The sequence below is a fragment of the Planomicrobium sp. MB-3u-38 genome (genome assembly GCF_002836425.1).
GTDB lineage: Bacteria > Bacillota > Bacilli > Bacillales_A > Planococcaceae > Planococcus > Planococcus okeanokoites.
Genome location: NZ_PJBO01000009.1, coordinates 64,367 through 78,361, shown reverse-complemented (window position 1 = coordinate 78,361; position 13,995 = coordinate 64,367). Strand labels below are relative to the sequence as shown.

The following is a 13,995-nucleotide window of genomic DNA, read 5'->3' as shown; positions in this document are numbered from 1 at the left end:
ACTTTTGGAACACAAAAAAGCCCCATCCCAAAGGGACGAAGCTCAGTTCGCGGTTCCACCCTTCTTCTGTCCCACTCAGCAAACTGAATGGAACGAAGCTCTGCATCGGCTAACGGGCCGGTTGCCGGCAGCTGCTACTAATTAAGTTCACAACTGCTGCTCGGAGGCGGTAAATGGATGGCCGTTTCTTAAGAAGCTTTCAGCCTGGGCTTCTCTCTCTGGAAGTCGTGCAATCCATTATTGTCCTCGTCGTCGCATTTAAAATCATATTTCGATTAAATTCACTATAAACCGAAAGCATCCAAAATGCAATCACTGTAAATAAAATGCATTTAAATGTTCTCCGAATTAATTTAATTCCGCCAATTGCGACCGTCCATCTTTACAGGACTCGTAAGTGCACGGATCCGTTCCATAACACGCGCCGCTTTCAAATCTTCTTTTTCGCCACGCTGGGAATAAGTGAGATGATGCTGAAGTTCTGAGTAGCTGAAATTCGACGTCATGAACGTCGGAAGCTTTTCAGCCATCCGGTAATGAAGGATGGTGCCCAGCACTTCATCACGCGTCCAGCTCGACATTGCTTCCGCTCCAATATCATCCAGCATCAGAACATCCGCCTTTTTGACGTAATCCACTTTTTCCTGCAGCGTCTGGTCGCCGATGGCTTGTTTCATTTCGCGCATGAATTCAGGCACGAAGACCAAAACCGATTTGACATTCATTTCCGCGAGCTCATTTGCGACAGCACTTAAAAGATAGGATTTGCCCACACCGAATTTGCCGTAGAAGAACAACCCTTTTTCAGGCAGGTTATCCGGCCCGGTCGCCTGATCAAGAAAAGTGCCGACTGCACGGAATGCCTCCATCCGGCTGTCGTCCGGTTCGAAATTGGACAGCGTCGCCTGCATCACTTCCTTCGGCATGTACATGCTGTGGATCAGGGAGCTTGCGCGGCGTTTATTGTCATAGGCATTTTTTGACCTACACGGTGTATAAGCGATGCCGATCGTATTGCGTTCAAGTACCAGGTTCGGTTCGAAGCCTTTCAGATGATTGATACAGCCATCCAGGCTCGGGCATTTATTGCAATCATGCGATTGGTCGATGTACTCGTATAATTTATGCATGCCGCGGTCGACGATGCTTTTATCGATTTCAGAGGCATGTTCTTCAAGAAAATTCTGGACGCCCGTGTTTTCCAGCACTTCCTTGCGCATATCGTTGTAACGCTCTGAAAAAGCCGGTGCATTGACAACCCGTTTTAAGGTTTCCCGTATCGGTTCCATTTAATCACCCTTCCCTTTTTTCAAAGCAAGTTTCGCCAGAAGTTTTTGTTTTTCGACTTCGAGGCTTTCGTTTTTCTGTGGAGCTGTTGCCTGCGGCTCGTCCTTCGTATAGAACCATTCGGGCAATTTTTCCTCGCGAACGGGCTTGCCGCCTGAACGGCTTGGATTTTTCGAAGCTGCAGCAGGCGACCCTTCTGATTTCCATTTCATATATTGGGCGTGCTCGGTGCGCGCAAGTTCCATCGCTTCAGCAACTGTGGATACATTTTTTCGGATCCAGTGGGAAGCGATTTTTTCCACATAGCCTTTAGTCAATTTCATGTCGGTGCGCAAAAGAACATACTGCAGCAGGACATTCACCACAGCAGGTTCCATCCCGTGCTGCATGACCAGATTATTGGCAAGCTGCACATCGGCTGACAACGGCTCTTTGCCGCCGGCAATATCCCGGAGCACTTCGACAGGGGAAGCCGATTCCAGGTATAAAATTAATTCGTCCTGGCGGTTCTTCGGTTCAATTTCCGGCTCTGAGGTTTTTACAAGAACCGGTTCCAATTTGGGCGCAGTAGTAGATACTGTCATCTTATAATATTCCGATGCGGATTTTTTAATTCCTTCTATAGTAAGGCGGTAATCATCGTCAATGGCCAATAGGATCACTTTCTGCATTTCAAGCGGTCCCCATCCGTACAGGAAAGCGAGTTTGCAGATGGTGTCTTTAATCGCCGCAGTCAAAACGCGTTTCGGCACCAGCTGTTCGGACAACCCTTGGTGAAGCAAACTGAAATCAAAATCGTATTCTGCTTCATAACCTTTACGTCCGCGCTGCTGCATTTTTTGCGAATCATTCGGATAGCCCGCTTTTGCATGCACCGGCTGAAATATATCCGTGAATGTACGCGAAACTTCCTCATATGATTCCATATCTTCCGCAGGCAGGATGAATCGATCCCTGACTCTCCGGTATGCGATGTCCCCAATCTTACTGAACAGGAACATCGACAATAAAGGATCAGTGAAAAAGTCTTTCGGGTCAAGCGGCGGACATAATTCATAAAGGAATGTGCGTGATTCTGTTCCTTTTTTATATGTTTTCAGCAAACCGATCGCTTCCAATTGGAGACGCGATTCAAAAATTTTCGCAATCGGCATGCCCAAGGTGTTCATCAGCGTGTAATGCGGTGTTTCATTTCTTTCCGCTTCCCCTTCTGCCCAAAGCGTCAGGTAAAGCGAAATCGATTCAGCACCGACCATCGGCTGATAAAGCAGCGTCAGTAATTGGCGGTCGTAATTTGAAAATGGATAGGGCAGACGGATATTAAAAGCATCAGCTGCCTGCAACTCCTTATAGAACGCAGTCATAAGTCACCGCCTTACTCGGATATCTTGTCATCCGGATTCTTGTTCAATAAATCCTTCAGTTCATCTATGAATACATTAATGTCTTTGAATTGGCGATAGACGGAAGCGAAACGGACATAGGCCACTTCGTCGATTGCAGCCAGCTTGTCCATCACCATTTCACCGACCTGTTCAGACTTCACTTCGGCATTGCCTATTCTGCGAAGGTTTTTTTCAATAGTAAAGACAAGCTCTTCTAATGTTTCCAACGGCACCGGCCGTTTCTCGCAAGCACGGATCAAGCCGCGCAATACTTTTTCGCGGCTGAACTCTTCTCGGGAACCGTCTTTTTTCACGACAATCAGCGGCATCTCTTCCACTTTCTCGAAAGTGGTGAACCGGTAGCCGCATTCTTCGCATTCCCTTCTTCTCCTGATCGATTTCAATTCATCTACTGGCCGCGAATCCACGACACGGGTACCGTTATGCTGACAAGCCGGACATTTCATTTTGACATCTCCCCAAATTCTCTTTCTTGTGGTATAAGTATAACAAAATTTCAGCGTTTATAATATTTGAATTTGGAATCTTTACGTATGGTTGATGAATTCGCTCCAAGCAGACGCTTTCCGCTTTTTCATCAAAACAATATAAAAATATATAAAGTAAGTTACATTAAGTAACCGATATTCCGCAAAACAACTCCGCTTTCCTGGTGGCTTGCACTGAGCTTGCTCACCTGGGAGTCTGCGCTGTTTTGCTCCATATCTTTAAAAATTTCTTTTATACACGAATCAGTCCATACATTGTAATTTAGTTAGTTCAACTTTTTAATGAAAAACTATTAGATTGCGCTTAGCTAACTCGGGCCATCGCCCGAGTTACTAACAGCCCAACTCTTTTAAATAAGTCCACTTAATTTCATATCATTGCCAGAATTGAATCCAGCGAAGGAGCGCCTCAGGACTGGCCGGAGCAATAAGACGAGTGTTCTTCTCGGCTTATTGCGGGAGGCTTGTCCAAAGCGACGAAGCGGCATATATAAAATACCTATGAATTATGTACACAAATAGAAAAAGCAGGGGATCAGCTCCCCTGCTTTAATGTCTTGGTTTAAATGGATTATGCAGTTACTGTAACTTTGGTTTTTCCAGCACCGACTGGACCCATTCCACGTGGCAATTCTGTTACTTCGCTCGAACCCGAGCCAAGTGCCTTAGCGATATAATCCGCTGCAATAGTCGGATCAAGATCACCACAAGTGTAAACATCTACACTTGCATAGCCGTGTTCAGGAAAGCTGTGGATTGTCAAATGTGATTCAGAAATGATTACAACGCCGCTTACGCCTTGTGGCGCAAATTTGTGAAAAGCGACCTCGCGGACTTCTGCTCCTGATTTGAGTGCTGCATCAACAAAAGTTTGTTCGATATAATCCATATCGTTTAATTTGTCAAAATCACACTGCCAAAGTTCTGCAATTACGTGACGTCCCATTGTTTCCATGGTTCGTTTCCCCCTTTGATATCATTTTGGTTTCGTGCTCAAAATATTCAAAGTTGACTACCACGGGGGAAAGTTAGTCCAAAGAGGTCCTAACCCTTTAAGCAGTCATGTGAATAAAATTTCTCCTAAAGATTCCTCATTGAGCTTTGGAATCCGTTAGAGGAAGGTAGCTTTTTTTGCTACGAATCATAGTATATGATGTATTCCGTGGAAATGCAACAAATAAATCTGATAAAAATTTCTTTTTTTTCGTGGGTTTTTGTCACAAATTAAAAAACCACTTTTTCATACTAATAGAAAAAGTGGTTCTTGTCATTAAATTACACTCATCGCCGAAGCGACACGTTTTGTCAGGTCGATTACGCGAGCGGAATAGCCCCATTCATTGTCGTACCATGCAAGGACTTTTACTTTCCGGTCTGCAATAACCATTGTAGTAAGGCCATCCACAATAGCTGAATCCGTTGTAGTGTTAAAATCTTTTGAGACAAGCGGCTCCATTGTGAAATTCAAAATCCCTTTCATCGGACCGTTTGCCGCATCGATGAATGCCTGATTGACTTCTTCAATCGTTACATCACGATTAACATCAACCACAAGGTCCACTAAAGACACGTTCGGTGTAGGGACGCGCAATGCCAGACCATGCATTTTCCCTTCCAGATCAGGAAGAACCTGCGACAAAGCTTTTGCTGCTCCTGTCGAAGTCGGGATGATCGACTGGGCACAAGCACGCGCTCGGCGAAGATCCTTATGGGGATTATCCAGATTTTTTTGGTCATTCGTGTAAGCGTGTACAGTTGTCATCAAACCATTATCGATACCGAAAGCATCGTTGAGGACTTTTGCAACAGGTGCAAGGCAGTTTGTCGTGCAGCTGGCGTTGGAGATGATATCGTGCTTGTCGATATCCAATTTATCTTCATTGACACCCATGACAATCATGACATCTTCATTTTTTCCAGGTGCAGTCAAAATGACTTTCTTCGCTCCAGCTTCAAGATGAAGAGCTGCTTTATCACGCGAATTGAATTTCCCGGTAGCTTCTATGACGATATCGATCCCCATCGTTTTCCATGGAAGTTTCAAAGGATCGCGTTCGCTTACCAATTCAACCCGTTTTCCATTGACAATTAAAGCCCCTTCTACAGCGCTTACATCTCCGTCGAAGGTTCCGTGATTTGTGTCATACTTTATCAAATGAGCTAAAGTCTCGGCAGGGTAACTGGCGTTTACTGCCGAAATAGTTACATCATCCATTAAAATTGCCTGTCTGAACACCATGCGGCCAATACGGCCAAATCCATTAATCGCAATAGAAACTGTCATTTAAAAGTCCTCCATTAATTAAGTTATACTTATATTTTTAATTCGTTATATAGTATAACACATTATCCCGATTCGAGAACCTCAAAACCGGATGAATATTTCAGCTTTGTGAACTTTCTCCCCATTGCTCCAGAATTCGCTCTAGCTGCCCGGCAGTCTCTTCAATCGTTCCATTATTATAGATGACCGCGTCAGCACCTTCCTCTTTTACAGACATGGGCAACTGCGAGCTGATCCGGGCCCTGGCATCTTTTTCGTTTAATCCATTTCGCTCCATCAATCTGGCAAGCTGGTTTTCTTCAGAAACACTGACAACCAGAACCTTATCGACAAAATGCTGCAATTTGCTTTCAAATAGCAAAGGAATGTCCATCACGATTGTTCTATGTCCATCCTCAATGAACACGCTTTTTTGGCGGAGCATTTCCGCCCGTATGGCGGGATGGATGATATCGTTCAATTGCTTTCTTTTTGCGGGATCTGAAAAAATAAGAGCGCCGACTTTTTCGCGGTCCATCGTCCCGTCATCACGGATGGCTTCCGGACCGAATAAAGCCTCAATCTCCATTAATGTTTCACTCCCAGGTTCAACCACTTGCCGGGCAACCAAATCCGCGTCAATAATCGGATAGCCCAACTCCTCCAACATTTTAGAAACAGTGCTTTTCCCGCTGGCTATGCTCCCTGTTAACCCAATAATCATCTTAAACCCTCATTTTTGGCATGTTGGACAGAAAACAGATGTGCGTCCCCCGATTTTCAGGGTTTTCGTCACACTGCCACATGTCATGCATTGTTTTTTTCCATACATCGCGAAGCGGTTTTGCATGCCTCCCGATTCACCATTGATGTTCCGGTAATCGGAAATTGTGCTTCCTCCAGCTTCTATACTTTCCAGTAAAATATCCACGATTGCTTGAAACAGTTCAGCACGGCGCTTTCTGCTGATTCGATGTGCAGCGCGGTTGGGATGGATCTTCATCCGGAACAGCGCTTCCGTTGCATAGATATTGCCGGCGCCCGAAATGACCTGTCCATCCATGATCACTTCTTTGATGGGTTTATTCCGATATTTCGGGCTTTCCGACATATCGAGAAAATGCTGCAGAGCGTTTTCGTCGAAAGGTTCAGGAGCCATCAACAGCAGCGGCGGATAGTCCCCTTCTTCATTCAACACCCGCATTTCACCAAAACGGCGGATGTCCGAATAGGCCAGCAGATTGCCATCGCTCAGCGTCAGCACAACATGGACATGCTTGCGGAATTTATCTTCCGGTATCGCCATCAGGCTGCCCACATAAAACCAGGCACCAGACATCCCCAAGTGATTCACTAACAAAAACTCGCCATCTTTTCTTAAGCCGAAATAGATGTACTTACTTCGCCGCTCCACACTGACAATCTGTGAACCTTTCAATCGTTCAATAAAACTGTCGGCCTCGACTTTTTTTAGAACGGCTTCCTTGCCTCCGGTTTTAGACAGCCGGATTGTATCGGATACAAAAACATCTTCTATTTTCTTGCCGATCGCAACTGGCCGTATCTGCCGGACCACACCTTCTACTTCAGGAAGTTCAGGCATTCCAACGGCCTCCAATCATTTTGTTTCATACCATGTGTCACCGGATGCGATATCCACTTTCAGCGGCACATTCAATTCCATCGCCGATTCCATCACTTTTGGAACCAACTCCATCAATTTAGCCAATTCATCTTTTGGCGCTTCAAAAATCAGTTCATCATGCACCTGCAGCAGCATATTGGCTTTCAGGCCTTCACGTTCAAGTGCTTCGTCCATATCTATCATCGCCTTTTTGATGATATCCGCAGCGCTTCCTTGAATCGGCGTATTCATTGCTGTGCGCTCCGCAAAACTGCGGAGGTTGAAGTTTGAACTGGTTATATCCGGAAGATAACGTCTCCGGTTCATCAATGTCGTTACAAATCCATCCTTTTTCGCAGAAGAAACGATATTCGTCATATATTGCTGTACGCCCGGGAAGCTCTTCAGATAGCGGTCGATGAATTCCGCCGCTTCTTTCCGCGGGATATTCAGACTTTGTGATAATCCGTAATCACTGATGCCATAGACAATACCGAAGTTGACAGCTTTGGCCGCGCGCCTCATATCACCCGTCACTTCTTCCAACGGCACATGGAATACATCCGCCGCTGTGGCGGTATGGATATCCTGATCATCTTTGAATGCCTGCACCAGCCGGTCATCTTCAGACATATGGGCAAGTACGCGCAATTCAATCTGTGAATAATCGGCCGCGACCATCACCCAATCCGGTTCAGAAGGTACAAACGCTTTTCTGATTTTACGCCCTTCTTCAAGCCGTACAGGAATGTTCTGCAGATTCGGATTCGTTGAGCTCAATCGGCCCGTTGTGGTAAGTGCCTGTTGGAAACGGGTATGGATTTTGCCGTCATTATGGATTTCCTTCAATAAACCTTCTATATAAGTGGACAGCAGTTTGCCGAGCTGCCGGTAAAGCAGTATATGTGATATGATCTCGTGCTGGCCTTCCAGTTTCTCAAGAACGTCAGCAGCTGTCGAATAGCCGGTTTTGGTTTTTTTCAGAGCAGGCAACCCCAGATTTTCAAAAAGGATCACCCCTAATTGTTTAGGTGAATTGATATTGAATTCCTGTCCGGCAAGACTGTAGATCTCAGATTCGATTTTCTCCAATTTCGCGGCCAGTTCTTCACCCATATCCGATAACTGCGCTTTATCCACTTTAACGCCGAGCGATTCCATTTTGCCCAGTACCGAAGCAAGCGGCAGCTCCAATTTATCGTAGAGATCAAATTGCTGATTGTCTTCCAGCTTTTTGATGATGATGTCACGCACTTTCCAAATTGCGCGTGCTTTTCTCGCAATATGTTCATTCAAGACAGCATCATCCGGCACTTTCTTTTTAGCGCCTTTGCCATATACCTGTTCGTTTGTCGACACATCGGTGTAACCGTATTCCAAAACGATATTGGCCATATCGGTATACGTCAGTGAAGGGTTTACGATATATGCACCCAGCATCAAATCGAAATCGACGCCATCCAGTTCAATCTCACTGCGCAGGAATGCGGCAGTCGATGCTTTTGAATCGGACATATATTTTTTCTTCGAAGGATCTGCCAGCCAGGTTTTCAAAATATCCGAACCTTTTACCACGTCCATCGGTATGACGTAGGTGTCGGTTGCATCAGATAACGCAACACCAAGAAGGTCACAGGTGTGGTAATGTTCATCATACATTTCCAGATGGACGGCCATTTCACTCTTCAGTATGGAAGGCTCAATTTCGGTCACGACCGTAAATTTCAATTCTTCTTTGACAGTTTCTTCTGCTGTGTAATCCATTTTCTCAAGCAAAGATTTAAAGGCAAGTTCGCTCCAGACCCGGACCAACTCGTCCTGATCAGGACCTTCGTAACCGAGATCATCAAGCTTCACTTCTACAGGCGCCTGGCGCTCGATCGTAGCGAGCTGTTTGCTGATGTAGGCCAGGTCTTCATTGGCGACCAGCTTTTCTTTCATCTTGCCTTTCTGCTGGTCGATCGCTTCATATACACCTTCCACTGAACCGTGGGCTGCGAGCAGTTTCAGGGCCGTTTTTTCACCAACTCCAGGAACACCCGGTATGTTGTCGGAAGAATCCCCCATAAGGCCTTTCATATCAATGATCTGCAAGGGTGTAAGACCGTATTTCTCTTTAATATGTTCAACGGTGTATTTTTCAATATCGGTGATGCCTTTACGTGTGATGTATACAGTCGTCGAAGGAGATGCCAATTGGGTCAAATCCTTATCCCCTGAGATCACGATCACTTCGTCGCCATGCTTTTCCGCTTCCAGGCTCAAAGTTCCGATAATGTCATCCGCCTCGTAATTCGGCATTTCATACTGCTTGATGCGATATGCATCGATCAACTTCCGCAAATAAGGGAATTGTTCAGATAATTCGGGGGGCGTCTTTTGTCGACCGCCTTTATATTCACTGAACGTTTCATGCCGGAAAGTGGTCTTCCCCGCATCAAAAGCCACCATCATATGGGTAGGCTTTTCCTCTTCAAGAATCCGTTGGAGCATCATCGTGAAACCATATACGGCATTCGTATGGATGCCATTTTCATTAGTCAGCAGCGGCAACGCGAAAAACGCGCGGTACGCCAAGCTATTGCCGTCCAGTAATAGTATTTTCTTAGCCACAAAATTACCCCTTTCAATAAAAAACCGTCATTCCCTTTATTTTACCACGAGGGCAAAAAGAAGAGAAATGACGGAAGGTTTTATTCCATTATGCCGGATAAAACACTGGCATATGGTGAATCTGACGGCAGGATAATGACTGTATCTTCGCCGATGGTTTTTGTATAGGACTGGAGTGAACGGTACAATTGATAGAATTCAGGGTCTTTGGAGAACGATTCGTTATAAATTTTCGCAGCCTCCGATTCTCCTTCTGCCTGAATCAGCGCTGCTTCTTTGCGGGCGGTTGCGATAACTTCCTGGGCTTCCCGGTCAGCCTGCGCTTCGATTTCACGTTTCTTCGCATCACCTTGCGATAAATAGTCCTGAGCCGTAGAGTCCCGCTCAGAAATCATACGCGTATAAACTGATTGTTCGTTTTCCGCCGGAAGATCCGTCCGCTTCATGCGTACATCCGTGACACGGATTCCATATCGGTCTTTTTCCAGCAGTTCATTGACTTTAGCTGTGACATTGTCATTCAGGCTGCCTCTTGAAGAATTTTCGTCGTTGATGATTTCATCGTAATCCAATTGGCCAAGTTCCGTCCTGATGACTGAGTAGATGAATTCTTCCATTCGGGATTCAGCATTGACGATGGTAGCGGCATTGCTGATCAATTCACGCGGGTCCACTACTTCCCATACAGCATAATTATCAATAATGATCCGCTTTTTGTCTTTCGTGTTGATCTCCGCTTCCGATACATCATAGATCATCTGATATTTCGGCAGCGTTGTCAGACTCTGGATGAATGGAATTTTTACATGGAGGCCCGGATCCTCTTTGATATCCACGACTTCACCAAACTGGCGAACTACGCGGTACTCGTTTTCCTTCACAACGTAGACATTTGCAAATAAGGTTAGCAATACAATCAAAGCAAGTGACAGCCCTAAAATCAGTTTCCAGTATTTTTTGAAGTTGATGGGATCTTTCGGTTGTTTTTTCGGCTTGGATGGTTTATAAACATTAAATTTGCTGGGTTCATTCTGCGGTTTATTCGTTTCCATCTGTATCGCCTCCCGTCTCAGTTTCTGCAGCCGGCGGCAATAATGTCTGGCTGTCACCCAGCGGCAAGTATTTCATCGTGCCGCCTTCATCGTTCATGATGTAGAGTTTTGCGTTCGGCAATACCGTTTCGAGGGTTTCAAGGATCAACCGCTGTCTGGTGACCTCGGGATTCGCTTCATACTCTGCAAATAATTTATCGAAAACCGCTACATCACCTCGAGCTTGTTCCACCCTGGCCACTTTTTGGCCTTCAGCACGGGAATTGATCGCAGCTTTTTCACCAAGTGCTTCGTTGCGTTTCTGGTTCTCATATTTCCTGGCTTCGTTGATTTTTGTATTCATGGTTTCGCGTGCGTCTGTGACATTAGTGAAAGCCGCACGAACTTCTTCATTCGGCAATTCAACATCCTGCAGTTTGACTGCAAGAACCGAAATTCCGATATCGTATTTTTCGATTAACGAAGCAAGAAGATCACGCGTTTCCGCTTCTATTTCCGCTTTTCCCGAAGTCAATGCATCATCGATCAGGGAGCTGCCGATGATAGACCGGATGGAAGCCGAAGTGGCATCATGCAGAATCTCTTTCGGCTCTTCAGCATTGAAAAGATATTTTTTTGGATCGGTGATCTTCCATTGTACGACCAAATCGGTCAGCACTATATATTCATCACCTGTGATCATTTTCGTTTCTTTGTCAAAAGAGACAATCTCCCCGTCTTCATCCTGGCTGTAGCCGAATTGAAGACTGTAGGTTTCTTTGGAAAGCACTTCGGCCCGTTGAATCGGCCATGGCATTTTAAAGTGCAGACCCGGTTCCACAATGGTTTCATTGGCCACACCAAAAGTGATGATAACCGCTTGTTCAGATTCATCGACGGTATACCAGGACGTCAGAACCGCTACAAGAAGCAATATACCGAGAATAGAAAGCCCGATGATGGACAGAACTTTTTTTGCTGTCATAAGTTTTCCTCCTTATTTATGTATAATAAATATACGGAAAACCACATGAATAGTTTCACTAAAAAAAGAAAAAGGACCTCGTGGAAGGTCCTTTTTCTTTAGTGGGTGTTGAAAGGGGGTTCTATTAGAAGATACCACCCTTATGTGAAGACAGTATTAATACAATGTAAATCTTTGTATATTTATAATGTTTCAGTCGGCCAGAGGAAGATAAATGGTAAACACGCTTCCGCGTCCCGGGATGCTCCGCACCTCAATCTTTCCATGATGCGCTTCCACCAAATGTTTGACGATGGATAAACCGAGTCCCGTTCCACCGGAATTTCGGCTTCTGTCTTTATCCACGCGATAGAAGCGTTCGAACAGACGGCTGATTTCAGATGCTTCAATTCCAATTCCTTCATCCTCAACTTCCACGACCGCCTGACTCCCTTTTCGCGATAACCTGACTGTAACCGTTTTTTCAGCAGCGGAATATGTAATGGCGTTTACAAGCAGGTTCATCATGATCTGCACCAGACGGTTCGCATCTCCGGATACATAAACCTCATCCAGGAAAGTTTCGCATTTCATGTTCTTTTCTTCAAAACGGGAATGGACCATTTCAAAGGCGTATTCGATAACAGCCTTCATATCTGTAGGTTGTGCATCCACTTCAAAGCCGCTCTGTTCAACACGTGATAATTCCAACAGCTCTTCTATTAAAGTTTCCAGCCGGTTCGTTTCTGTCTGGATAATTTCAAGAAATGACAGTAAAGTGGCTTCTTCTTTATACGCACCGTCAATCAGCGTTTCAGAGAATCCTTTTATCGATGTCACCGGTGTCCGCAATTCATGGGATACGTTTGCCACAAAATCTTTCCGAATCTGTTCAAGGCGCTTCAATTCGGTAATGTCATGCAGCACGATGACGATACCCAGCCATTGCTCATGGCTGCCGATGACAGGAGCTCCATAAACTTCGATTACCCTGTTATTGATGCCCGACTGGTACTCCAATTGTTCCCTTGCCGGAGTTTCAGTCATAAAGACTTTTTCAATGAAACCCGTAAATGTTTCGGGAATCGGCAATTCCCCATAAAATTTACCTATTATATCATCTGCATTCAATCCGAATTCATTTTGGAAATACTTGTTCGAAAGCGAAATCTTCCCTTGCCTATCGACCATGACCAAACCGCTGCCCATGGTTTCAATAAGCGTTTTCAAACGCTCCTGTTCCATCTCGCGGACAGCTGTTATTTCCTGGAGGTTCCGCGCCAGTACATTGATCGTTGAACTGAGTGGAGCAGAACCTATATCCGAATCTTCATAAGCCCTTGCGCGGTAATTGCCTTTTACCAGCTCCATTGCAGTTTCTGTAATATTTTCAATAGGGGCGATATGAATCTTGATAATACGGTAACCGATGACTGCCGCAAAAACGAATGCAGCAATAAATACAAGTGCCAGTATCAGCCAAAACTCGGCATCACTGCCCATTTCCTGTTGCAATGGCAAAATCTGGACCACAACAATATAAAGGCTGACCAAAAGTGTACCGAGCCAAAGAAGCAGTGTGCCCAGAAGGCGCCGCCGAAATGGCATCATACAGCTTTAGGCTCCTCGAATTTATATCCAAGGCCGCGGATCGTTTTGATGAAAACGGGCTTACGGCTATTTTCTTCTATCTTCTCTCGCAGGTGACTGATATGGACATCCACAATTCGAGTATCCCCTGCAAAATCATATTTCCATACTGCGCTTAGTAATTGATCCCTGGTAAGCACCCTGTTTTTATTTTCCATGAGATAGACCAGCAGCTCGAATTCTTTCGGTGTGAATTCCAATTGCTCATCATTAAGGAAAGCTTCGTAACGATCAGTATAAACTTTCAACTCTCCCAATTTCATTTCAGATGAAGATGAATCTTCCCGCTGGACTTTGATGCCTTCAGACCGGCGAAGTACGGCTTTGATCCTCGCAACAACTTCCCTAGGGCTGAATGGTTTGGTCATATAATCATCTGCTCCGAGTTCGAGCCCCAATACTTTATCGAACTCATCATCTTTGGCAGTGAGCATGATGATGGGTGTGCTTACTTTTTGCAGGCGCAATTCCTTGCAGATTTCAACACCGTCCATTGATGGCAGCATCAGATCCAGGACTATAAGAGATGGTGCCTCTTTTAATGCAAGTTCAAATCCTTCTTTGCCGTCATTTGCGACAATTGTTTCATATCCGGCTTGCTTCAAATTATAAGACAGCAATGTAGCGATGGATTGTTCATCTTCAATGATTAAAATTTTCTTCTGCATT

The 13,995-nt window shown here is 45.1% G+C and carries 12 protein-coding genes; all 12 read right to left on the bottom strand.

The features are described from left to right. Nucleotides 1–353: 353 nt before the first annotated feature. The 12 genes from dnaI to CXF70_RS04740 all read right to left on the bottom strand — a co-directional run bounded on the left by dnaI (nucleotide 354) and on the right by CXF70_RS04740 (nucleotide 13,994). Complete coding sequence (dnaI, locus tag CXF70_RS04795) at nucleotides 354–1,289, bottom strand: primosomal protein DnaI (RefSeq protein ID WP_101801721.1); 936 nt, start codon at nucleotides 1,287–1,289, stop codon at nucleotides 354–356. Then, nucleotides 1,290–2,651, bottom strand: a complete 1,362-nt coding sequence (locus CXF70_RS04790; RefSeq protein WP_101801720.1) for a replication initiation and membrane attachment family protein — start codon at nucleotides 2,649–2,651, stop codon at nucleotides 1,290–1,292. It lies immediately after the preceding gene. Between the two features lie 11 nt (nucleotides 2,652–2,662). After that, nucleotides 2,663–3,139, bottom strand: coding sequence for a transcriptional regulator NrdR (gene nrdR / locus CXF70_RS04785; RefSeq protein ID WP_084246445.1), 477 nt, complete (start codon nucleotides 3,137–3,139; stop codon nucleotides 2,663–2,665). Between the two features lie 613 nt (nucleotides 3,140–3,752). Then, complete coding sequence (speD, locus tag CXF70_RS04780; RefSeq protein ID WP_084246447.1) at nucleotides 3,753–4,136, bottom strand: adenosylmethionine decarboxylase; 384 nt, start codon at nucleotides 4,134–4,136, stop codon at nucleotides 3,753–3,755. 315 nt (nucleotides 4,137–4,451) lie between these two features. Next, nucleotides 4,452–5,465: a glyceraldehyde-3-phosphate dehydrogenase gene (locus tag CXF70_RS04775; protein WP_084246449.1), complete on the bottom strand. Its 1,014-nt coding sequence runs from the start codon at nucleotides 5,463–5,465 to the stop codon at nucleotides 4,452–4,454. Between the two features lie 100 nt (nucleotides 5,466–5,565). After that, on the bottom strand, nucleotides 5,566–6,168 hold the full coding sequence (gene coaE, locus CXF70_RS04770) for a dephospho-CoA kinase (protein WP_101801719.1): 603 nt from the start codon (nucleotides 6,166–6,168) through the stop codon (nucleotides 5,566–5,568). Between the two features lie 9 nt (nucleotides 6,169–6,177). Next, complete coding sequence (mutM, locus tag CXF70_RS04765) at nucleotides 6,178–7,047, bottom strand: bifunctional DNA-formamidopyrimidine glycosylase/DNA-(apurinic or apyrimidinic site) lyase (RefSeq protein WP_101801718.1); 870 nt, start codon at nucleotides 7,045–7,047, stop codon at nucleotides 6,178–6,180. A gap of 15 nt (nucleotides 7,048–7,062) precedes the next feature. Continuing rightward, nucleotides 7,063–9,681, bottom strand: a complete 2,619-nt coding sequence (gene polA, locus CXF70_RS04760) for a DNA polymerase I (protein WP_101801717.1) — start codon at nucleotides 9,679–9,681, stop codon at nucleotides 7,063–7,065. Nucleotides 9,682–9,761: 80 nt separating this feature from the next. Continuing rightward, the gene (gene hflC, locus CXF70_RS04755) at nucleotides 9,762–10,733 is read right to left on the bottom strand and encodes a protease modulator HflC (protein ID WP_101801716.1); all 972 of its coding nucleotides are present in this window, start codon (nucleotides 10,731–10,733) and stop codon (nucleotides 9,762–9,764) included. Then, nucleotides 10,720–11,697: an FtsH protease activity modulator HflK gene (hflK, locus tag CXF70_RS04750; RefSeq protein ID WP_084246459.1), complete on the bottom strand. Its 978-nt coding sequence runs from the start codon at nucleotides 11,695–11,697 to the stop codon at nucleotides 10,720–10,722. Before hflK ends, hflC begins: the two co-directional genes overlap by 14 nt. Before the next feature lie 192 nt (nucleotides 11,698–11,889). Further along, nucleotides 11,890–13,287 carry a two-component system histidine kinase PnpS gene (pnpS, locus tag CXF70_RS04745; protein WP_101801715.1) on the bottom strand — a complete coding sequence of 466 codons (1,398 nt, stop codon included), beginning with the start codon at nucleotides 13,285–13,287 and terminating at the stop codon, nucleotides 11,890–11,892. Further along, nucleotides 13,284–13,994, bottom strand: a complete 711-nt coding sequence (locus CXF70_RS04740; RefSeq protein ID WP_101801714.1) for a response regulator transcription factor — start codon at nucleotides 13,992–13,994, stop codon at nucleotides 13,284–13,286. The genes pnpS and CXF70_RS04740 overlap by 4 nt, the downstream gene beginning before the upstream one ends. Between the last annotated feature and the right edge of the window lies 1 nt (nucleotide 13,995).